General features: G+C 68.9%; 21 protein-coding genes. 6 read left to right on the top strand and 15 right to left on the bottom strand.

Features of this window, described 5'->3' with window-relative positions:
* Positions 1-108: 108 nt before the first annotated feature.
* Positions 109-1,356 carry a polyhydroxyalkanoate depolymerase gene (locus BLU08_RS12035; RefSeq protein WP_090199765.1) on the bottom strand — a complete coding sequence of 416 codons (1,248 nt, stop codon included), beginning with the start codon at positions 1,354-1,356 and terminating at the stop codon, positions 109-111.
* A 224-nt stretch (positions 1,357-1,580) separates the two neighbouring features.
* Between BLU08_RS12035 and BLU08_RS12030 the strand changes: the two genes are divergently transcribed.
* The 3 genes from BLU08_RS12030 to BLU08_RS12020 all read left to right on the top strand — a co-directional run bounded on the left by BLU08_RS12030 (position 1,581) and on the right by BLU08_RS12020 (position 5,106).
* The gene (locus tag BLU08_RS12030; protein WP_090201366.1) at positions 1,581-3,473 is read left to right on the top strand and encodes an ABC transporter transmembrane domain-containing protein; all 1,893 of its coding nucleotides are present in this window, start codon (positions 1,581-1,583) and stop codon (positions 3,471-3,473) included.
* 411 nt (positions 3,474-3,884) lie between these two features.
* The gene (locus BLU08_RS12025; RefSeq protein ID WP_090199763.1) at positions 3,885-4,730 is read left to right on the top strand and encodes an undecaprenyl-diphosphate phosphatase; all 846 of its coding nucleotides are present in this window, start codon (positions 3,885-3,887) and stop codon (positions 4,728-4,730) included.
* A 118-nt stretch (positions 4,731-4,848) separates the two neighbouring features.
* Positions 4,849-5,106, top strand: coding sequence for a hypothetical protein (locus tag BLU08_RS12020; protein WP_090199762.1), 258 nt, complete (start codon positions 4,849-4,851; stop codon positions 5,104-5,106).
* Positions 5,107-5,112: 6 nt separating this feature from the next.
* On the opposite strand, the gene phhA is transcribed toward BLU08_RS12020, so the two are convergent.
* On the bottom strand, positions 5,113-6,051 hold the full coding sequence (gene phhA, locus BLU08_RS12015) for a phenylalanine 4-monooxygenase (protein WP_090199760.1): 939 nt from the start codon (positions 6,049-6,051) through the stop codon (positions 5,113-5,115).
* Between the two features lie 61 nt (positions 6,052-6,112).
* Here phhA and ppk2 point away from each other — a divergent pair, with 61 nt between their 5' ends.
* Positions 6,113-6,910: a polyphosphate kinase 2 gene (gene ppk2 / locus BLU08_RS12010; RefSeq protein ID WP_369816791.1), complete on the top strand. Its 798-nt coding sequence runs from the start codon at positions 6,113-6,115 to the stop codon at positions 6,908-6,910.
* 24 nt (positions 6,911-6,934) lie between these two features.
* On the opposite strand, the gene BLU08_RS12005 is transcribed toward ppk2, so the two are convergent.
* From BLU08_RS12005 to BLU08_RS11980, 6 genes are all read right to left on the bottom strand, one after another.
* A complete protein-coding gene (locus BLU08_RS12005; protein ID WP_090199756.1) occupies positions 6,935-7,795 on the bottom strand; it encodes a MaoC family dehydratase N-terminal domain-containing protein in 861 nt (286 codons plus the stop codon).
* Positions 7,792-9,018, bottom strand: a complete 1,227-nt coding sequence (locus BLU08_RS12000) for an acetyl-CoA C-acetyltransferase (RefSeq protein WP_090199754.1) — start codon at positions 9,016-9,018, stop codon at positions 7,792-7,794. The genes BLU08_RS12005 and BLU08_RS12000 overlap by 4 nt, the downstream gene beginning before the upstream one ends.
* Before the next feature lie 9 nt (positions 9,019-9,027).
* Positions 9,028-10,284: a CoA transferase gene (locus BLU08_RS11995; protein WP_090199752.1), complete on the bottom strand. Its 1,257-nt coding sequence runs from the start codon at positions 10,282-10,284 to the stop codon at positions 9,028-9,030.
* Positions 10,285-10,377: 93 nt separating this feature from the next.
* Entirely contained in the window at positions 10,378-11,583 is a 1,206-nt protein-coding gene (locus tag BLU08_RS11990; protein WP_233995968.1) for an acyl-CoA dehydrogenase family protein, read from the bottom strand.
* Positions 11,584-11,626: 43 nt separating this feature from the next.
* Positions 11,627-11,914 (bottom strand): hypothetical protein, encoded by a 288-nt coding sequence (locus BLU08_RS11985; RefSeq protein ID WP_090199750.1) that lies wholly within the window; start codon positions 11,912-11,914, stop codon positions 11,627-11,629.
* Positions 11,865-12,200, bottom strand: a complete 336-nt coding sequence (locus BLU08_RS11980; RefSeq protein WP_090199748.1) for a hypothetical protein — start codon at positions 12,198-12,200, stop codon at positions 11,865-11,867. Before BLU08_RS11980 ends, BLU08_RS11985 begins: the two co-directional genes overlap by 50 nt.
* 167 nt (positions 12,201-12,367) lie before the next feature.
* Between BLU08_RS11980 and BLU08_RS11975 the strand changes: the two genes are divergently transcribed.
* Positions 12,368-13,366, top strand: a complete 999-nt coding sequence (locus tag BLU08_RS11975) for a right-handed parallel beta-helix repeat-containing protein (RefSeq protein ID WP_090199747.1) — start codon at positions 12,368-12,370, stop codon at positions 13,364-13,366.
* 94 nt (positions 13,367-13,460) lie between these two features.
* Here BLU08_RS11975 and ribA read toward each other — a convergent pair whose 3' ends face one another.
* Together ribA and BLU08_RS11965 are read right to left on the bottom strand one after the other, a co-directional pair.
* Positions 13,461-14,552, bottom strand: coding sequence for a GTP cyclohydrolase II (gene ribA, locus BLU08_RS11970; RefSeq protein ID WP_233995967.1), 1,092 nt, complete (start codon positions 14,550-14,552; stop codon positions 13,461-13,463).
* Positions 14,549-15,337 carry an exodeoxyribonuclease III gene (locus BLU08_RS11965; protein WP_090199743.1) on the bottom strand — a complete coding sequence of 263 codons (789 nt, stop codon included), beginning with the start codon at positions 15,335-15,337 and terminating at the stop codon, positions 14,549-14,551. The genes ribA and BLU08_RS11965 overlap by 4 nt, the downstream gene beginning before the upstream one ends.
* 138 nt (positions 15,338-15,475) lie before the next feature.
* Between BLU08_RS11965 and BLU08_RS11960 the strand changes: the two genes are divergently transcribed.
* Positions 15,476-16,918 (top strand): alkaline phosphatase, encoded by a 1,443-nt coding sequence (locus tag BLU08_RS11960; RefSeq protein ID WP_090199741.1) that lies wholly within the window; start codon positions 15,476-15,478, stop codon positions 16,916-16,918.
* A 259-nt stretch (positions 16,919-17,177) separates the two neighbouring features.
* Here BLU08_RS11960 and BLU08_RS11955 read toward each other — a convergent pair whose 3' ends face one another.
* The 5 genes from BLU08_RS11955 to pabB form a co-directional block, all read right to left on the bottom strand.
* The gene (locus tag BLU08_RS11955) at positions 17,178-17,852 is read right to left on the bottom strand and encodes an outer membrane lipoprotein carrier protein LolA (RefSeq protein ID WP_090201362.1); all 675 of its coding nucleotides are present in this window, start codon (positions 17,850-17,852) and stop codon (positions 17,178-17,180) included.
* Between the two features lie 71 nt (positions 17,853-17,923).
* Positions 17,924-18,091 carry a 50S ribosomal protein L33 gene (rpmG, locus tag BLU08_RS11950; protein WP_090199739.1) on the bottom strand — a complete coding sequence of 56 codons (168 nt, stop codon included), beginning with the start codon at positions 18,089-18,091 and terminating at the stop codon, positions 17,924-17,926.
* A gap of 160 nt (positions 18,092-18,251) precedes the next feature.
* Positions 18,252-18,668, bottom strand: a complete 417-nt coding sequence (gene arfB / locus BLU08_RS11945) for an alternative ribosome rescue aminoacyl-tRNA hydrolase ArfB (RefSeq protein WP_233995966.1) — start codon at positions 18,666-18,668, stop codon at positions 18,252-18,254.
* Entirely contained in the window at positions 18,661-19,320 is a 660-nt protein-coding gene (locus tag BLU08_RS11940; RefSeq protein WP_090199735.1) for an RluA family pseudouridine synthase, read from the bottom strand. The genes arfB and BLU08_RS11940 overlap by 8 nt, the downstream gene beginning before the upstream one ends.
* Positions 19,317-21,173 (bottom strand): aminodeoxychorismate synthase component I, encoded by a 1,857-nt coding sequence (pabB, locus tag BLU08_RS11935; protein WP_090199733.1) that lies wholly within the window; start codon positions 21,171-21,173, stop codon positions 19,317-19,319. Before pabB ends, BLU08_RS11940 begins: the two co-directional genes overlap by 4 nt.
* Positions 21,174-21,326 lie beyond the last annotated feature (153 nt).

The raw sequence follows: 21,326 nt of genomic DNA, 5'->3' as shown, positions 1-21,326 counted from the left end.
GCGCCGTTCGCGCAAGGGGCGCAGCATCCGGCCTCAAGCAGCGGAGCGATAGGCCAACAAGGGCCTTGCGCGTCTAGCGAGGAGTGCGCCCGGACGGGCGCACACAAATCAGGAATGCGCCGCGACGAATTCCTCGACCACCGGCGCGATCTTCCTGCGCCACCTGCTGCCGTTGAAGATGCCGTAATGCCCGGCACCCTCGGCCATGTAGTAGCGCTTCATGTCGTCGGGCAGTTTCGGGGTCAGTTTCAGGGCCGCCCTGGTCTGGCCGAGGCCCGAGATGTCGTCGCGCTCGCCCTCGATCGCCAGCAGCGCGGTGTCGGTGATCTCGGCGATGTCGACAATCTCGCCCTTGTGTTCGAAGGTGCGATTGGGGATCGAATGCTTCTGGAACACCTCCTCGACCGTCTGGAGGTAGAATTCCGCCGTCATGTCGCAGACGCTGCGATATTCGTCGTAGAAATCCTTGGTCGCCTGCGCGCTTTCCTCGTCGCCCGCGGTCAGGTGTTTGAACATCTCGTAATGGCTCATCATGTGGCTCTGCAGGTTCATGCTCATGAACGCGGAAAGCTGCATGAAACCGGGATAGACCCGGCGGCCCGCGCCGCGATAGTTCATCGGGACCGTGGCGATGACGGTCTGGCGGAACCATTCGATCGGGCGCTTCATCGCGTGGTCATTGACCGAAGTCGGGCTTTCCCGCGTGTCGATCGGCCCGCCCATCATGGTCAGCGTTTTCGGAGTGGCGGGCGACTTGTGGAGGTTCATCAGCGCGGTCGCGGCGAAGGCGGGCACCGATGGCTGGCACACCGCCATCATGTGCGGGCGCTGGCCCGGATTGACCTGCTCGATGTATTCGAGGAACTCGATCAGGTAGTCGATGTAGTCGTCGAGATCGAAGCTGCCTTCGTGCAGCGGGACCATTTTCGCGTCGGCCCAGTCGGTGATGTAGACCTCGTAGCTTTCGAGCATCCGCCGGACCGTGCCGCGCAGCAGCGTCGCGAAATGCCCGCTCATCGGCGCGACGATGAGGAGCTTCTGGCGCGGCTTGCCCTCGGCTTCCTCGATCCCGTCGAGGCGGAACCGCTTGAGATCGCCGAACGGCTTGTTCATGACCGTGGCCTCGATCACCGGCCAGGCCTTGCCGCCGCTTTCGACCTCGGTGATGCCGAAGGCGGGCTTGCCATAGGTCGCGGTCGCGTGGGCGAACACGTCGAGCGCATTGGCGGCGATCCCGGCAAAGGGCGTGTAGCCCACCGGATTGGCGGGGTTGGTCAGCGCCTCCATGCTGATGGTCGCCCACAGGCTCGCGCCGTTGAGCCAGCTGCGCTGGAGTTCGTAGGCCTGGTAAAGCATGTTGTTCCCGTCGCTTGAGATGCCGCGCGGTTCCCCTTCGCGCGGCGCGTGAATCGAATGGGGCGGGACCCCGGCGCCTGCTAATTGCCCCCTCCCCGACCATTGTGCAACGCACAATCCTCGCGAAATGGTCCCGAAAACCTCCGCATCACCCGCGCCCGTGCACTTTTTACACGTGAAATCGCGCGGCTGTGCCATTAGATCGCCCCATTATGCACGGGGACATGACAGCACGGAGCGCGCCCCCGCAGCTCCACGGCGAAGACAGCGCCGGGTCCGACGCGGAAGCCGAGGAAGCGCGCGAGATCGGCGAGGAGGCCGAACTCGACCCGGCGAAGAAGCCGCGCTCGCTCGCCCCGCTGCGGATGGTCTATCGCGAGGCGGCGAAATATCCGCGCCAGGTGCTGCTCGCCCTCGCCGCGCTCACCATCACCGCAGCGGGCACGCTGGCGATACCGGCGGCGCTGCAGCTGATCGTCGATCGCGGCTTCGGCGGCGCCGGTCTGGAAGGAGCGGGCACGCAGGGCGCGGGCGATATCGGGCGCTGGTTCCGCTATCTCATGGTCATCGTCGTCGTCATCGCGCTCGGCACGGCGGCGCGGTTCTATTACGTGAGCTGGATCGGGGAACGGGTCGTCGCCGACATCCGCCGCAAGGTCCACGCGAACCTGATGCGCCTGTCGCCCAGCTTCTACGAGGCGAACAGCCCCAAGGAAATCTCGAGCCGGATGACATCCGACACCGCGATCATCGAAACCGTGGTGGGCACCACGGTGTCGGTCGCGCTGCGCAACATCTTCCTCGGCATCGGCGGGACGGTCTACCTGTTCTGGCTGCTGCCCGAACTCACCATCTGGCTGGCGGTCGGCATCCCGGCGATCATCCTGCCGATCGTCCTGTTCGCCCGGCGCATCCGCTCGATCTCGCGCGACAGCCAGGACCGGGTGGCCGATGTCGGCGCCATGGTGACCGAGGTGCTCGGCGCGATGAAGATCGTGCAGAGCTTCAACCAGCAGGCGCGCGAGGCGGATCGCTTCGGCGCGGCGGCGGAGCGCACCTTCGACACGGCGCGGCGGCGGATCGTGCTGCGCGCGGCGATGACGGCGCTCATCATCCTTGCGATCTTCGGCTCGATCGTGCTGCTGCTGTGGCGCGGGGCGGAAGGCGTCGCCGCGGGAGACATCACCGGCGGCACGATCCTCTCCTTCATCGTCGGTGCGACCATCGTCGCGGGCGCCTTCGGGGCCTTGACCGAGGTCTATGGCGATCTCCTGCGCGGGGCCGGCGCGGCAAGCCGGCTGGCCGAACTGCTCGACGCGAAGCCCGCCATCGCCGCGCCCGAAAAGCCCGAGCAGCTGCCCGAACCGCCGCGCGGCAGTCTTTCGTTCCGCAACGTCACCTTCCGCTATCCCGCCCGGCCCGAGGTCGCGGCGCTCAAGGACTTCACGCTCGAGATCGAGCCGGGCGAAACGGTCGCGATCGTCGGGCCTTCGGGGGCGGGCAAGTCGACGATCTTCCAGCTGGTCGAACGGTTCTACGATCCGCAGGCCGGCACGATCCGGATCGACGGGGTTGCCCTGACCAGGGCCGATCCGGCGGCGATCCGCGACCGGCTGGCGCTGGTGCCGCAGGACGGGGTGCTGTTCAGCGCCGATGCGCGCGACAACCTGCGCTACGGCAAGTGGGACGCGAGCGACGAGGAAATCTGGGAAGCGGCCCGCGCGGCCAATGCCGAAACCTTCCTGCGCGAACTGCCGCACGGGCTCGACACCTATCTCGGCGAAGGCGGCACGCAATTGTCGGGCGGCCAGCAGCAGCGCGTCGCCATCGCCCGCGCGCTGCTGCGCGATGCGCCGATCCTCCTGCTCGACGAGGCGACGAGCGCCCTCGATGCCGAGAGCGAGCGGCTGGTCCAGGACGCGCTCGAGAAGCTGATGGCGGACCGCACGACGCTCGTGATCGCGCACCGGCTGGCAACGGTCCGCGCCGCCGACCGGATCGTGGTGCTCGACAAGGGCGAGGTGGTCGAGCAGGGCAGCCACGTGCAGCTCGCCAGTGCGGGCGGGCTCTACGCAAGGCTCGCCAGCCTGCAATTCGCCGACATCGAAGCCGCCTGAACGCGTCCTTTCCGGCGAATGGCGGTCGCGGCCGGACGAGCGGGCGCGGCTTCACCTGCGGGCGGCCTATCGGGACCGCACATCGCACCGCAAGGCCGGGCAGGCCAGGGTGCGGGCCAGCACGCAAAACGGGGCTTCGCACCATGATCCGCCGCACCGCCCTTGCCGGGGCCAGCGCCCGCGCGCTCGCCCTTTCCCTCGCCCTGCCCGCTTGGGCCCGCGCACTTGCCATCGGAAGGGGCGCCCGCGGGGATGCTCGGCGAACTCATCGGCGCATCCTATGTCAGCCGCTACTTCCCGCCGGAGGACAAGGCGGCGATGGAGGAGCCGGTCGCGAACCTTCGCCCCGCGAGGAGGAGGGGCCAGCATAGCGCTTGACAGGCAGGCGGGGCCCGCCAAAGGCGCTCGTCCATGACCTTCTTCCAGATGCTCCTGATCGCGGTCGTGCAGGGGATCACCGAGTTCCTGCCGATCTCCTCGTCGGGGCACCTCATCCTCATCCCCTTCCTGACGGATTTCCCCGATCAGGGGCCGATGATCGACATCGCGGTCCATGTCGGCTCGCTGCTTGCGATCATCGTCTATTTCTTCAGGGACGTGGCCGGCCTCGCGCGGGGCGGGTTCGCCAGCGTGGGGATCGGGCAGGCGCCGGAGCAGCGGCGATTGTTCTGGTGGATCGTGCTCGGCACCATCCCGGCCGTCCTGTTCGGGCTCGCGATCAAGCTCGGGTTCCTGAACGACGTCGTGAGCGCGACCTTCGGCATCCGCATCATCGAGGAAGACCTGCTCGCCTCGATCCGCTTCACCGATCTCATCGCGACCAACCTCATCCTCTACGGCGTGCTGCTCGGCCTTGCCGACCGGTTCGGGCGGCAGGAAAAGACCTTCGAGCAGATGACCTGGCGCGACGGGCTGATCGTCGGCTGCGCGCAGGCTCTCGCGCTCATTCCCGGCACGAGCCGGTCGGGCGTCACCATGACGGCGGCACGCCTGCTCGGCTATGGCCGGTTCGAGGCGGCGCGGTTCTCCTTCCTGCTCTCGATCCCGGCGGTCGCGGGCGCGGGCGTGCTGATCGTGCCCGACCTGCTCGAGGCCGACGGGGCATTGCTGATGGACGCGATCGTCACCGGCACGCTGACCTTTGTCGCGGCCTTCGCGACAATGGCCTTCCTGATGAATTTCCTGAAGCGCGCCTCGATGATGGTCTTCGTCTTCTACCGTGTCCTTATGGGCACAGCCCTGTTCTATTTCTTCTGACTTGCACGGCTTTTCGCCCGTCGCAGGGGAACCGAAGCCGCTCCGTGGGGGTTTCGCAACCAATACTCCGGTCGGCGGCGTGCCGACGGAACAGGACGAAAGAGGCAAATCTCATCTCATGGCTTTACTGGTGCTGATCGTATTGGGGACGACGCTGGGCTGGCTGTCCTCGATCATCGCCCGCACCGAAGAGCCGGGCGAGATCCTGCGCCAGGTGATGGCCGGCCTGCTGGTCGCGCTGGTTGCCGGGGTGCTGGTGAACGGCGGGGTCGTGCTCGGCGGGCTGTCGCTGGTCGCGCTCGGCGCGGCGCTGGCCGCGACCGTGGGCGTGCTGGTCCTCTACCACGCGGTCGTCCGCAGGCAGATCGAGCTCTAGCGCCCGTCAGACGGGCACCGCGCCGCTCCCGCGTCCGCCGCGCAGGTGGTATTCGAGCGTGCCCCGGTGCACCACGTTGTCGACGTCGATCACCGCCGAATTCGCATAGGTGAAACCCGGCGCGAGATTGCGGTAGAGCCGGTCGAAATCGCGCTCGACCGTCTGGCGGTAGAGATCCTCGAAGCTCTCGATCACGAAATAGGTCGGCTGCAGGTCGCTGATGACGTAATCGGTCCGCATCACCCGGTCGACGTTGAGCATGATGCGGTTGGGGCTTTCCGCCTCGACCGCGAATCGCGCCTCCGCCGGGCCGGAGAGGATGCCCGCGCCATAGGCGCGGATGCCCGCCTCCTCCTCGATCAGGCCGAATTCGACCGTGTACCAGTAGAGCGCGCCGAGCGCCTTCAGCCGGTTGTAGCGCATCGCCTTCCACCCGGCGCGGCCATATTCCTGCATGTAGTCGGCATAGACCGGATCGGTCAGCATCGGGACATGGCCGAACACGTCGTGGAAGACGTCGGGCTCCTCGATGTAGTCGAAGGTTTCGCGCGTGCGGATGAAATTGCCCGCCGGGAAGCGGCGATTGGCGAGGTGCCAGAAGAAGACGTGATCGGGAATAAGCATCGGCACCGGCACCACGCTCCATCCCGTGAGCGCGCCCAGTTCCTGCGACAGGCGGCCGAATTCGGGCACGCCGCCGCGGCCGAGGTCGAGCTTGTCGAGCCCTCCCATGAAGGCGCTGCACGCTCGGCCGGGCAGGATTTCCATCTGGCGCGCGAACAGGTCGTTCCAGACCGCGTTGTCCTCGCTCGTGTAGTCGGTCTGCCGCTTCTCCAGCCAGTCCTCGCCGACATGGGGCGGCCGGGCGAGCGGCGCGGTGAAGACATCGCGCGGCAGTTCGGGCAGCGTGGTGAAATCGGGCTTGGTGTCTGCGAGCGTGGCCATATGGTTGCACCTGATACCAAATCGGGGCTCGTGCAAGGACAATAGGACGAAAGGGGTGCATGTGGCGGACAGGCTGAAGGGAAAGCACTATCGCAAGGCATTGGCGCCGCTGACCGCGGAACTGGTCTGCATGGCGCGCTGGGCGAAGGCGACGGGCGCGCGGATCGTGGTCCTGTTCGAAGGCCGCGACACGGCCGGAAAGGGCGGCGCGATCCGCGCCGTGCGCGACCGGCTCGACCCGCGCCAGTGCCGCACCGTGGCGCTTTCGAAACCGAGCGAGGACGAGCTCACCCAGTGGTATTTCCAGCGCTACGTCCCCCACCTGCCGGGCGCGGGCGAGATCGTGCTGTTCGACCGCAGCTGGTACAACCGCGCCGGGGTGGAGCGGGTGATGGGCTATGCGAGCGAGGAGCAGGTCGCCCATTTCCTGCGCCAGGTCCCCGAGTTCGAGAAGCTGCTGGTCGATGACGGGATATTGCTGTTCAAGTACTGGCTCGCCACCGATCAGGCGCGGCAGGAGGAGCGCCTGAAGGAGCGGCTCGAGGATCCCCTGAAACGCTGGAAGCTGTCGCCCGTCGACCTTGCCGCGCGCGAGCAATACGACGCCTATACCGACGCGCGCGAGGAAATGCTGCGCGCCACCCACACCCGCCATGCGCCCTGGACGCTGGTCGATTTCAACGACCAGAAGCGCGGAAGGCTGACGCTGATCCGCGACCTGCTCGACCGCCTGCCCGACACCAATGTCGCACCCGCCCCGATCGCCTTTCCCGACCTCGACCGCGAACCGAAGGTCGAAAGCTACGCCGTGCTCGCCCCGATCGCGCCCTACGATCCCGACGGACAGTCGAGCGATTGACGCGGTCCGCGGGGCAGGTTGACGTCAGGCCTTCGCCGACGCGCTCATCACCTGCCGCCCGTCCGCCGCGAAGGCGCCGAGTTCGCAACCCTCCTCGCCCTCGCGCATCGCAAGGTGCAGGAGATCGCCCGCGATCGCCGGAGAGAGCCCGCGAAAGGCGAACATCCGCAGCCGGTTCTCGCCCAGTTCGCGCGCGGCCAGGCGGAGCAGCAGGCTCGCGGTGAGCGGCCCGTGGACGACGAGGCCGCGATAGCGTTCGACCCCGCGGGCATAGGGCGCGTCGTAATGGATGCGGTGCGTGTTGAAGGTGAGCGCCGAATAGCGGAACAGCAGGCGCGGGTCCGGCGTCAGCGCCCTGTGCGCGTCCCATGCCGACCTGTCGAAGCGGGCCTCGCCCGGTTCGGGCGGCGTCAGCGGCGCATCGGGCGCAGCCGCCTCGCGATAGACCAGCGTCTGCGTCTCGATCACCGACAGCGTGCCATTGGCGCGGGTTTCGTGCGCGACATCGACGAAGGCAAGCGGCCCGCTCGATCCTTCCTTCTGCCTGATCGAGACGATCCGGCTGATCCGCTCCACCGCCGCGCCGATCGTGAGCGGGACGCGGAACTCGATGGTGCTGGAGGCCCACATCCGCCGCTCCATGGGCAGGGGCGGGAGGAAGCTCGCCGGGCCGTCCTCTCCCCTGCCGCCGCGCGCCGGGTGCCCGTCCGGGCCGAGCATGGCGGTCGGGGCCTCGGGCGTGCACAGGCAGAAATGGATCCCCTGCGGCATGAGCCTGCTGGCGGGCGGATCGAGGTCGAAGGTCGCGAAGAACCGGGCGGCGAGCGCCGGGGTCAGCGTGTCCCTGCTGCGCGTCTCGCGCCCGATCCACGCATCGAAGTTCATTTCGCCAGCTCGAACACCGCGGCGATGCCCTGCCCGCCGCCGATGCACATCGTCTCGAGCCCGTAGCGCACGTCGCGCCGATGCATCTCGTGCGCCATGTCGGCGAGGATGCGCCCCCCGGTGGCGCCGATCGGATGGCCGAGGCTGATGCCGGACCCGTTGACGTTGAGGATGGCGCGGCGCGAATCGTCCTGCGACCAGCCCCAGCCCTTGAGCACGGCGAGCACCTGCGGCGCGAAGGCCTCGTTGAGTTCGACGAGGCCGATGTCGTCCCACGAAAACCCGCGCCGTTCGAACAGGCGCTCGACCGCCGGGACCGGACCGATCCCCATGCGCGAGGGATCGCACCCCGCCGCCGCCCAGCCGCCGAACCACAGCATCGGTTCGAGACCGAGTTCGGCGAGCTTGTCCTCCGCCACGACGAGGCAGGCGGCGGCCGCGTCGTTCTGCTGGCTGGCATTGCCCGCCGTGACGATGGCGTCGGGATCGCGGCGAGCGTCGATGGGGCGCAGCGCGCCGAGCGTTTCCATCGAGGCGTCGGGGCGGAAACCCTCGTCCTTCGCGAAGGTGACGGGGTCGCCCTTGCGCTGCGGGACCTCGACCGGGACGAGCTGCGCGTCGAACCGGCCCTCGTCCCACGCCTTGGCCGCGTTGAGATGCGAGCGCACGGCGTATGCGTCGGCCTCCTCGCGGGTGATGCCGTAATCCTTGGCGAGGTTTTCCGCCGTTTCGATCATCCCGGTGATGACGCCGAAACGCTCGATCGGCTGGCTGCGGACGCGGCCGCGCGAAAGGCGGTCATGCAGGGTGATGTCGCCCATCCGCTGCCCCCCGCGCCCGGCCAGCGTGTAATGCTCGACGTTCGACATGCTTTCCACGCCGCCCGCGACGACCATGTCGGCCATGCCGGTCTCGACCATCATCGCCGCGGTCGCGACCGCCTGCACGCCCGACCCGCAGCGCCGATCGAGCTGGAAGCCCGGCACCTCCAGCGGGAGGCCCGCGGCGAGCCACGACCAGTGCCCGATCGCGGGCGCCTCGCCATTGCCGTAGCCCTGGCTGAAAACCACGTCGTCCACCCGCGCCGGGTCGATACCCGAACGCTCGACCAGCGCCTTGAGGATGACGGCGCCCAATTGCCCCGCGTCGAGGCCGGAGAGTCCCCCCAAGAACTTGCCGACAGGGGTGCGAAGCGGGGTGCAGATGGCGGCTCTTCTGGTCATTTCCTGTCCCTATTTCGAATTTGCGTCCGAAAGCGCGACGGTCCCCGCATCGACGAGCTTGCCGATTGCGCCGGACGACAGCCCCAGCCGCTCGGCGAGCACTTCTTCCGAATGCTGGCCGAGATAGGGGGCCGGCGCGGGGTCGCCCGGCTGCCTGCCGGGCAGGTTGGCGAAGCTGCGGGTGGCGGGATATGCGAAGCCCGAAGGGTTGGCGGGCGACGGGCCGAACAGCGGGTTGTCGGCGACGAGGACGGGATCGTTCGCCGCCTCGTGCGCGGTGCGGTAGCGTTCGAAGGTGCAGCCGTGGGCGGCCATGCGCGCTTCGAGCGCCTTGTAATCGTGGCTGCCCGCAACCCGCTGGAACAGGTCGAACAGGCGGTGGCGGTGCTCGAAACGGGGGCGGTCGCCATCGGCGAATTTCACCCCGACTTCCGCTTCCAGTTGCGCGATCGGCGTTTCGAGCCCGAAGGCTTCGACAAGGCCGTTCCACTGTTTCGGCGTAAGCGCGGCGACCATGAAACGCACGGCGTCCTTCGAGCGGAAATCGCGCCCGAACGCGCCCCAGATCGCATTGCCCAGCCGTTCGCGATCGGCCCCGCGATAGAGCATTTCCGCCATCGTTCCCGAATTGGCGAGCGTGCCGATCGCGACATCGCCCAGCGGCACGCGCACCTCGCTTCCCTCGCCGCTCGCGTCGCGGTGGCGCAGCGCGGCCAGCAGCGCGAAGGCGGAATAGGCCCCGGTGATGAAATCCCACGCAGGCAGCACCTGGTTGACCGGGGGGGCGGTTTCCATCTCCCAATCCTCCGGCCCGCACATCAGCGGATAGCCCGAGGCGGCGTTGACGGTGAAATCCATCGCCTGGCGCCCGTCGTGCCAGCCCATGATCCGCACCGAGACGAGATCGGGCGCTTCGGCGGAATCCATGGCTGCCTGCTTCGCCTTCACCGCATCGTGGCCGAGAAAGCTCTTCTCCGGCAGGTTGGTGATGAGCTGCCCCGTCTTCGCCGCGAGTTCGACGCACAGTTCGCGCCCCTCGCCCGAACGCAGGTCGAGCGCGACCGATTTCTTTGCCCGGTTGAGGTTCTCCCAGCTGAGCGAGCGGCCTTCCTTCGTGAGCATGTAGCGGTCGTAATCGAGCCCGCCGGCCTTGTGATCGACCCGGATCACCTCCGCGCCCAGCTGCGCGCAATAAAGCCCCGCGGTGGGGCTGGCGACGAAGCTCGAGACTTCGATGATCGAGAGGTCGGACAGGAGGTTATACAATCGTCGTCATCCCCGCACGGGCGGGGACCCAGGGCCGCCCGCCGGACTTTCGGAATCCGCGTTCCCGCGTTCGCGGGACTGACACGGGCGAGATCAGCCGTGAACCTTCTCCCATTCGCGCAGCATGTGCTTGGCGATCTGGAGCTGGAGGATCTGCGTCGTGCCTTCGTAGATGCGGTAGATGCGCGCATCGCGATAGAACCGTTCGGCGTCGTATTCGGCAAGGTAGCCCGCCCCGCCGTAAATCTGGACCACACGGTCGACCACGCGGCCGCACATTTCGGAGGCAAAGACCTTGAAGGCGGCGGCCTTGGCGATGGTGTTCTCGCCCCTGTCCACCCGCTCGGTCACGTCCTTCATCATGCATTCGGCGGCGTAGATCTCGGTCTCGCTGTCGGCGAGCATCGCCTGGATCAGCTGGAAGCGCGCGATCGGTTCGCCGAAGGCCTTGCGTTCATTGGCATAGCGCAGCGCCGAATCGAGCGCGCGGCGGGCATAGGCGGTCGCCGCCGCGCCCACGGAAATGCGCCCGTTGTCGAGGCTCTGCATGGCGAAACGGAAGCCCTGGCCGGTCTCCCCGCCGAGCAGCGCGTCGCCCGGCACCTTCACGTCGTCGAGCATGATGTCCGAGATGTGGCTGCCCGCCTGCCCCATCTTCCTGTCCGGGCTGCCGGTCGAAATGCCGCGCGTGTCCATCGGCACGATGAAGGCGGAGACGTGCGCGTTCTTGGGCAGCGCCTCCTTCTCGGTCCGCGCCATGATCAGCGCGACATCGGCGTGGGGGGCGTTGGTGATGTAGCGTTTCGAGCCGTTCAATATCCAGCCGTTGCCGTCCGGATCGGGCACGGCGGTGGTCTGCATCGCCGCGCTGTCGCTGCCCGAACCCGGCTCGGTCAGGCCGAAGCAGGCGATCTTGCCTTCGATCAGCTTGGGATACCACTCCTGCCGCTGCGCCTCGGTCCCGCCATTCTTCAGCGCGCTCGCGAACATGCCGATGTTGATGGAGAAGATCGAACGGAAGGCGGGCGCGGCGTAGCTCATGATGTTGACGACGCGCGCATATTGCCGGGTGTTGAGCCCGGCCCCGCCATATTCCTCGGGCACCGAAATCCCGAACAGGCCCATCTCGCGCATTTCGTTCAGGATGTCGTCGGGGACGCGGTCGTTTTCGATCACGTCCCTTTCCGCCGGGATCAGCCGCTCGCGCACATAGCGCTGAAGCTGCTCGGCGAATTGTTCGAAGCTTTCCTCGTCCATGCCGGGATTGGTGCGGGCGGGATTGGAGATGGGGGCATTCATGGTTCGGTCTCGATTGTCTTTCGGGTTCGGTTTCGCATCAGGGCTACGCGGCGGGATCGGGCGCGGTTTCGGAGCCGCTTTCGCCCGGCGGGGGCGCGGTTTCGGGAAGGACGCCCTCGGGCAGGCGCTCCGCCTCGAGCATCTCGGCCGCGTCCTCGAGCGCCTGCGCCTCGCCCTCGCTGACGCCGGCGGGAGGCTCGCCCGCCTCGCCGTCGCACCCGGCAAGCGCGGGGCAGGCGACGAGCGCGGGCAGCAGGGAAAGGGCGCGAAAGATGGCGGGCCTACTCGTTCTCGAGGTCGTCGCGGGCGGCAGCGGCGGCCGCTTCGACATCGCCCAGCATCGCTTCGGCCGCCTCGATTTCCGCAGCGACATCGGCGGCGTTGTCACCGGCCTCGTTGGCGGTCTGCTCGTTCACGGGGTCGGAGGTTTCCTCCGCGACCGGTTCCTCGATGGCGGGATCGGCGACCGGCTCCTCGGTCACGTCCGAAAGCGCTTCCTCGGCCGGGCCTTCGACGGTTTCGGCAGTCGCGTCCTCCGCCGCGTTGTCGGTGCCGCCGCAGGCCGCCAGCGCGAGCGCAAGAAAGGCGGCCGCCATGGGCGCCACGAATTTCCTCATTGCGTCATTCTCCTCCAGATGACTGTCCCGCCGCTCCGCAGCGGGCGCGGGAGGGTGTAGCCAAGCCCGCCCGGAAACGCCAAGCGCGAATTGACCTTCCGGCGCCGCGCAGGCGCCGGGCCGCGGGGTTAGACGGCGATTAACCTCTCGCCGCTAGATCGTGGACGATGACAATCGGACCCGCCATCGCGCCGCCCGCCCGGCCCTCCGCCCTCGCCATCGCCATCGCCATCGCGCTGACCGCGGCGCTGGCGGTGCTGGCCATTCCCTTCCCCGCGCTCCTGGCGCAGGCGCCGCGCGGGCCGTTCACGGTAGAGGAAACCGGGCGTTCCTATGCTACGCTGCAACGGGCCGTGGACGCGATCGGCAATGCCCGCGGCACGGTCACGATCGCGCCCGGACGCTATGACCAGTGCGCCGTGCAGGAAGCGGGCGTCGTCACCTATGTCGCGCGCGAATACGGCACGGCGGTGCTCGAAGGGCGCGCCTGCGAAGGCAAGGCGGCGCTGGTCCTGCGCGGGACGGGCGCGGAGGTGCGGGGCCTCGTGCTGCGGGACATCAATGTCGGCGACGGCAACGGGGCCGGGATCCGGCTCGAGAACGGCGCGCTCAACGTCGCCTTCACCACCTTTGCCGACAGCCAGCAGGGGCTGCTGACCGGCGTCGTCCCGAACGCGCGGATCTACATCACCCGCTCGACCTTCACCCGGCTCGGCACCTGCGAGAATTCGGCCGGGTGCGCGCATTCGATCTATGTCGGCGACGTGCCCGAACTCACGGTGCGCGAAAGCCGCTTCGAGAAGGGCACGGGCGGGCATTACCTCAAATCGCGCGCGGCGGTAAACGTGATCGAGGGCAACTCCTTCGACGATTCCGCCGGCAGCGGCACGAATTACATGATCGACCTTCCCGCCGGCACGCGCGGGCGAATCGCGGGCAACTGGTTCGTGCAGGGCCGCGACAAGGAGAATTATTCCGCCTTCATCGCGCTGGGCGCGGAGGATCGGCTGCATCCCTCATCGGGCCTCGAGATCGCGGGGAACGAGGCGCGCTTCGTGCCCGGGCTGAGGCGGTCGAGCGCCTTCCTCGCCGACTGGACGGGGGAAGAGGTGACGCTGGCGGGCAATCGCCTTGGCGAAGGGATCAGGGGCTACGAGCGACGCTAGCCGCCGCTCGATTCTCCGCCGGATCGCAGGCGCGCGCCGCCCTCTCGCGCAGCCGGGACAGGCGGGCCGGATGGCGGGCCGGATGGCGGGATCGTCAGGTCAGCAGGTGCCCCGAACGGTCGCGCTTGGTCGCGAGGTAGCGGGCGTTGTGCGGGTTTTCGGGGAGCTGGTGCGCGACCCTTTCGGCGACGGTGATCCCCGCCGCCGCGAGCGCATCGACCTTCGCCGGATTGTTGGTCAGCAGCCGGATCGCCCCCGCGCCGAGCAGGTCGAGCATCCGCGCCGCGGTCGGGAAATCGCGCGCCTCGTCGGGCAGGCCGAGCCGCTGGTTCGCCTCGACCGTGTCGAAGCCCTGGTCCTGCAACCGGTAGGCGCGCAGCTTGTTGACGAGGCCGATCCCGCGCCCCTCCTGCCTCAGATAGAGCAAGATGCCCCAGCCGCCGCGCTCCGCCTCCTGCGCCATGGCGTGGAGCGCGGCGTCGAGCTGCGGCCCGCAATCGCATTTCAGGCTGCCGAGGATGTCGCCAGTCAGGCATTCCGAATGGAGCCGCACCAGCGGCGCGCGCTCGCCCGATTGCCGCCCGATGACCAGCGCGACGTGCTCGCGCGTGTCGGCGGGAGAGCGGAAGGCGACGATTTCGCAGGTCTCGCTCGCCGCAATCGGCAGGCGCGCGCGGGTGACGATGCGCAGCCGCGCCGCCTCGCCATATGCGGCGAGGTCGCCCGCCTCGACCGGGTGCGCCTCCCCCGCATCGGCCGGATCGACCATGAAGGCGGGCAGGATCCCGGCGATCCGGGCAAGCTCCATCGCGGCGCGGGCAGTGGCCTCCCACGCGAGCGGTTCGGCGCGAAAGGGGCCTTTCAGGGGATTGGCAAGGTCGAGTGCGGGATCCGCGATCGGGGTCGCATCGGCCAGTGTGAACGGCTCGCCCCCGCGGATCAGGACCGGCGCGTGGGGCACCGCCGCCTCGCGCTGGTTGGCGAGCTTGAGGGTCGCGGCGCGCGCGGCGGAAATGAGGAGGCGCGCGGACGTGGCCCCGCTCGCGATTGCCGTCTCGACCGGGAGCAGCGTCAGCGCCCCGGCCGTCCCTGCCCCGAAGACGATCGGCCAGCCGTGCCGCAGCGCATCGACCGCCTGCGCGGCGCGCCGCTCTGCCGACGGCCGGGGCGGCGGGGGTTCGTTCACACGTCGAACTCGGTGACGAGCGGGACGTGGTCCGAAGGCTTCTCCCACTCCCGCGCCTCTTCCAGCACGCGGTGCGCCCTCGCCTGCGCGGCGAGCGGGGGGGAAGCCCACATGTGATCGAGCCGGCGCCCCTTGTCGTTCGTCTTCCAGTTGGGATTGCGATAGCTCCACCAGCTGTAATAGCGTTCCGGGTGCGGCACGTGTTCGCGCCCGATGTCGATCCAGCCGTGGGCGTCGCGGAACCGGTCCAGCGCCTCCACTTCGATCGGGGTGTGGCTGACGACCTTCAGCAGCTGCTTGTGGCTCCACACGTCGCTTTCGAGCGGGGCGATGTTGAAATCGCCGACGATCAGGGTGGGCTTGTCCACCGCATCCGCCCAGCGCGCCATGCGCTCGAGGAAATCGAGCTTCTGGCCGAATTTCGCGTTCACCTCACGGTCGGGCACGTCGCCGCCGGCGGGGACATAGACGTTTTCGAGGAACAGGTCGCGCCCGACCACCTCGACCCCGACATGGCGCGCCTCGCCATTGTCCTGCCAGTCGCGGCGGGAAATCTCCCGGATCGGGACGCGGCTGACCGTGGCGACGCCGTGATAGCCCTTCTGCCCGCTGATCGCCTGGTATTCGTAACCCATTTCGGCAAGCGCCTTGGCCGGGAACTGGTCCTCCTGGCACTTGATCTCCTGCAGGCAGAGGATGTCGGGGGCGTGTTCGGCAAGGTAGCGCCCGACCAGCGGCAGGCGGAGGCGGACCGAATTGATGTTCCAGGTGGCGACGGACAGCATGGAGCGAGGACTTAGGGACGCGCGCCGGCAAAATCCAGCGGCGAAGCGTGCGCGGGGGAGGACGGGGCACTTTGCACGCCGCGTCCCTTTACCGTCACATTCGTGGAGGATAGCGCACGCACAAAAGGAGATACGCCGATGCCCCTGACCCGCCCGTTCGCCGTTCTGCTCGCCGCTGCCGCGGCCCTGCCGATCGCGGCCTGCACGACCACCGATTCCGCCGCCCGCTCCGCGACCGGCACCATGGCCGCCGGGGGCGATGAAGCGGCGCTGCGCGGCGGGAAGGCGAAGAACGTCATCCTCTTCATCGGCGACGGCATGGGCATTTCGACCATCACCGCCGCGCGGATCTACGACGGGCAGAAGCGCGGGGAGACGGGCGAGGAGAACACGCTCTCCTTCGAAACCTTCCCCAATGTCGCCCTGGTCAAGACCTACAACACCAATGCCCAGGTCCCCGACAGCGCCGGCACCGCGACCGCGATGCATTCGGGCAGCAAGACCCGGATCGGCGTGATCGGCATCGGGCCGGAGGCGGCGCGCGGTTCGTGCCGGGACGCGCTCGCCCACCCGCTCCCGCTGCTGGGCGAGGAAGCGAAGGAGAAAGGCCTCGCGCTCGGCATCGTCTCGACCACGCGGCTCACCCATGCCACTCCGGCCAGTGTCTATGCACGCAGCGCCGACCGCGACTGGGAGGCGAGCGTGCCCGAGGCCGAAGCGCAGCACGGTTGCAAGGACATCGCGACCCAGATGGTCGAGGCCGAATGGGACGTTGCGCTGGGCGGGGGTCTTGGCTCCTTTGTCGGTGCGCAGCTCGGCGGGCGGCGACCCGGGGACAGCGCCGCCGACCTTCCCGCGCAATGGGCCGAGCGCACCGGGGGGACATTCGTGCGCGACGCGGCCGGGCTGACCGCTGCGCCGCTGGACAAGCCGGTGCTCGGCCTCTTCGCGCCGAGCCACCTGACCTTTGTCGCCGACCGCGGCGAGGATTCGAAGGAACCGACGCTCACCGGCATGACCGCGCAGGCGATCGAACGGCTCGAGCGCGATCCCGACGGCTATTACCTGATGGTCGAAGGCGGCCGGATCGACCACGCCCACCATGCGGGCAAGGCCGGCTATGCGCTGGAGGAAACGGTCGAATTCGCCCGCGCGATCCGTTACGCGGTCGAGAACACCGATCCGGCCGAGACGCTGATCCTCGTGACGGCCGATCACAGCCACGTCCTGACCATCGCGGGCTATCCCCGGCGCGGGAACGACATTCTCGGGCTGGTCGTGCCGCCCGGGGACGAAACCGATAGCGAGGAAGAGCCGATCATCGCGGGCGACGGCAGGCCCTACACCACGCTGGGCTATGCCAACGGCCCGGGCGCGATCGCGGGGATGGCCGAACGGCCGATGCCCGAAACCGGTGTCGGGGCGCGGCAGCAGGCGACGGTCCCGCTCGGCGGCGAGACCCATGCGGGCGAGGACGTCGCGCTCTACGCCACCGGGCCGGGCGCCGATCGTGCGCGCGGGGTGATCGAGCAGAACGTGATCTACGACATCATCCGCAAGGCGCTCGGCTGGAGCCGGTGACCGGCCCGGCGCATCCGCGCCGCGCGAAACAGGCACGACAGCCAACAAAAAACCCCTGACCCGGGGGCGATGGGTCAGGGGTCCGTTGTGAGCGTTCGTCACGCTTGTGCAAGACGGCCTTCTCGAAGGGAAGGGCAACAGGGGGGAAACCCGCCTTCAGCCGCCTTGTCGAGAAGTGGGATACGCGAGAATGGCTTTCCGGTAAATGAACGGCGGCCTAGGTTTGTCGCATTTCTACAACTGCGCGCGGACCAGCCGTTCAGCGCGGGCGACGGGATGCCGGCCGCGGATCGTCGAAATCGAAGGTGCTTTCGGCGACCGACAGGCCGTAGCGATGATTCGACAGGCGCACCGTCGTGCGGTGGTCCTGCGCGTCGAGCGCGACCCAGCTGTTGAGCTCCCAGCCGCCCGGGGCGCGGGCGTTCTTCACGAAGATCATGGTGATGACGCCGAATTCCGGCCGCGAAGGATCGCGCACCTCGACGCTCAGCACGTCTTCGCGCGCGGTCGGCACGAGCTTGCCGTATTTGGCGACATCGCGCGAGGGATCGAGCAGCGCGCCGAGCGGCGAGCGCCTGATCGGGTAGCGTTCGACCTGCTTGACCTCGTAGTCGACGACATAGAGCGACTTGCCGTTCGAGACGACGAGGAAATCCGAATCCCTGCCATAGTCGAAGCGGATCTTGCCCGGGCGTTTCAGCGTCATCGTGCCCGAGACGCGGCGGCCGTCGCGGTCGATCTGGGTGAAATCGGCGCGCATGGTCGAAATGCCGCGCAGCGCCGCGACAGCGGCGTCGATGCCCGGCCCGGCCTGCTGGGCATGGGCCGCAGGGGCAAGCGGCGCGGCGAGGGGAAAGGCCCCCGCAAGGCCGAGCGCGAGCGCCGCGGCGACCGAACGCGGGCGGAACCGGAAACCGGAAAAGAAAAATGTCATCATGCCTCGCGGGTTAGGAGCAAGGCATTGAACCGGGCGTGAACTGCACGAGAGCGCGGACGCCGGGCGCCTTACTTGATCTTCGCTTCCTTGAACTCGACGTGCTTGCGCACGACCGGGTCATACTTGCGGAAGGTCATCTTCTCGGTGATGTTGCGCGGGTTCTTCTTCGTAACGTAGAAAAAGCCGGTGCCTTCGGTCGACACGAGCCGGATCTTGACGGTTGCGGGCTTCGCCATGGCGGGTTCCTGAGTTCCAGAATGGGGCCGGTCGGCCCTCCGGGAACAAAGGGCCCACCAAAAACAAAGGGCGACGCGTCCCGCGCCGCCTGTCAGCGCGCGCCACTGCGCGAATCGCGGGCAAAAGTCAAGCGATCGGCGACGGGCGAGCCCCTGCGCCTCACCAGTCCGACCGGTCGATCTTCCCGCGCTTCGCCTTGACCTGCCCCCGTGCCTTTTTCGCCTTGAGCCGCTGCACCTTGCCGATCCGGTTGACCCGCGTGTGCGCGCGCCGCGGCGGGCGGCGATGCGCCTGTTCGAGCAGTTCGCCCAGCTTCTCGCGCGCCTCGGCCCGATTCGCCTCCTGCGTGCGGTGACGGCGTGCCGTGACAAGAAGGTCGCCCGAGGCGGTCAGCTTCGAGCCGGCGAGTTCGCGCAGCCGGGCGAAGACCGGCGGCGGCAGGCGCAGGGCATGGACGTTGACGCGCAGCTGCACGGCGGTGGCGACCTTGTTCGCGTTCTGCCCTCCCGGCCCCGATCCCGCGAGGAAGCTTTCCTCGGCGAGCGCGTGAGCGCGGTCGAGCAGGCCGCTATCCACCGCTCGCCCCGAGCGCGAGGAAATCGGCCGGGAGCGGCGCGCGGGCCTCGACCGGCGGCTTGCCCTCGCGCGGGACGGTGATGCCGGCAGCGTGGAGCATGGTCCGCGCAGCGCCCGGCACCGCACCCGCCCCATAGACCGGATCGCCCAGCAGCGGCGCGCCGAGGCCCTTGAGCGCATGGACGCGCAACTGGTGGGTGCGCCCCGTCTCGGGACGGAAACGGACCAGGCTGTGCTCGCCCAGAAGCTCGACCAGTTCCCAGTGCGAGATCGCCGACTTGCCCTTCTTCGCCGCGATCATGCGCCAGCCCTTCTCGGCCGAGCTGACCTTGGCGAGCGAGAGTTCGACCGTGCCCGTCTCGCCCGGGGGATGACCCGCCAGCACCGCGAGATAGGTCTTCGCCACCAGCCGCGCCTCGAACGCGCGGTTGAAGCGCTTGAGCGCCTTGGGATTGCGCGCGAGCAGCAGGCAGCCGCTTGTATCCGTGTCGAGCCGGTGAACCGGGACGGGCGGGCGCTGGAAGCCGAGCTTCAGTTCGTCCAGCCGGTCCCCGAGGCACGGCCCGCCGCGCTTGGGGCGGTCGACCGGGAGCCCGGCGGGCTTGTCGATCACCAGCGCCTCGGCGTCCTCGTAGAGGATCGGGATAGTCATGCGAGACGCGCCGGGAACAGCCCGCGCACCGCATTGCCGAGGAGGAAACCGTCCGCGAGATCGTCCAGCGTCAGCTCCGCCTCGCGCGCGCGGCCTTCCTCGATCAGCGCCTCGCGCAGGACGCCCGGCAGCAGGCCGAGCCGCGCCGGGGGCGTGAGCAGTTCGCCCCCGCGTTCCGCGAAGACGGTGGTGAAGCAGCCCTCGGTCACGAGGCCGTCCTCGCGCACGAACAGGCATTCGCCCGCCCCCATGGCGCGCGCCGCCTCGAGCCCATCCTCGTAGAAGCCGCGGTCGGAGGTCTTGTGGCGCAGCCGCCAGTCCGACGGATCGACCGGCAGCGGCAGGGCGATCGCCGCCATCGGCTCTCCCCGGGGCTGCGGCAGGCCCGCGCTCTCGAGCGCGATCGCCCCCCCGCGCGAGGCGAGCAGGCGCAGCTTCGCCGGTTCCTCGAGCTCGAAACACAGCGCCTGGATCTGGTTGCGCGCCGCGTGCCGGTCGAAGGAAAAGCCGAGTTCTGCCGCGCTGCGCTTCATCCGGGCGAGATGCCTTTCGAGCAGGGCAATGCCGCTCTCCGGCTCGAAGCGCATGGTCTCGATCAGGTCGCAGGCCGGCGCCGCGAGATCGGGCGCGGCCCGGCGCACGAAACCCGCCTTGACCTCGCATTCGCGCCGTTCGGCCAGCCCTTCGCTGTCCGCGACGATCGCCGAGCCGACGCCGAGCACGGCCTCGCCCTGCCCGTTCTCGACCGGGGTCAGGCGCAGCGTGCGGATCGCGACGCTGAACGCGGCGGAGGATCGCCCTTCGGCATCCGGCGCATCGATCCGCCCGATCGCCCCGCAATAGGGCCCGCGCGAATCGCGCTCGACCTCGCCCAGCAATTCCATCGCCCGGATCTTGGGCGCGCCGGTGATCGACCCGCAGGGGAACAGCGCGCGCACGAGATCGAGCGCGCCGCGGCCTTCGGCGAGTTCGGCGCGCACCCCGGAAACCATCTGGTGGACGGTCGGATAGGTCTCGACCGCGAAGCGCGTCTCGACCCGGACGCTCCCCGGCACGGCGACGCGCGAAAGGTCGTTCCGCATCAGATCGACGATCATCAGGTTCTCGGCCCGGTCCTTGACCGAAGCGGCGAGATCCTCGGCAAGCGCGGCGTCCTCGGCCGGGTCTGCGGAGCGCGGACGGGTCCCCTTCATCGGCCGCACCCGCGCTTCGCGGCCGTCGAGCGCGAAGAAGAGTTCGGGCGAGAAGCTCAGCAGCCAGTGCGACCCGTCGAACACCAGCGCGCCGTGCCCCGCACCCGCCGCCGGGCGCAGCGCGGCATAGAGCGCGACCGGATCGCCGCGATAGGACCCGGCCTGGCTGTAGGTGAGGTTCGCCTGGTAGATGTCGCCCGCCGCGATCCTTTCCCGCAGCGCCGCAAAGGCCGCTTCGTGGCCGCCGGGCGAGAGTTGCGGTTCGAGCGGGCCGATCCGCGCCTCGTTTCCCGATCCGCCGCCGGCTTCGCGCCGCGCCTCGAGCCAGCCGGGAACCTCGCCCGCGGCGATCCTTTCGGGCGGATCGAACAGGCCGAGCCAGACGAGCGGCCCTGCTGCCCCGGAACGGCGCGCGGCGAGGTCCGCCAGCCGCCCTTCCAGCGCAAGGCCCGCCTCATAGGCGACGTAGCCGGCCAGCGTCCCGCCGCCCTCGCGCAGCGCGCGATCGGCGGCTTCGAGCGCGCCTGCGACCTCGCCCGGCCGGACCGCGCGGAACACGGCGCGCGGGGCCTCGAAGAACAGCGCGTCCGCCGGATCGCTGCCGGCTGCGCGCGCATCGTCGAGCAGCACGAATGGCGTGGGAGGCTTCTGGTCGGCCATTGCAGGTGATGCCTTACCCGATACGCGCGCCAAGTCGAGAGGCAGCAGGCGGTCGGGCGCCGGGCCGGTGCCGGGAAGGTTCTGGCCGCTTGACCCCCGCGCGGCGGGCTTCCAAACACCGCAGCAGGCGAAACAGGACAGGCGGGCAAGGGG

This window comes from Erythrobacter sp. HL-111, assembly GCF_900105095.1.
GTDB lineage: Bacteria > Pseudomonadota > Alphaproteobacteria > Sphingomonadales > Sphingomonadaceae > Erythrobacter.
The sequence above is the reverse complement of the archived record's forward strand: the minus strand, read 5'-3'. Positions and strand labels throughout refer to the sequence as shown.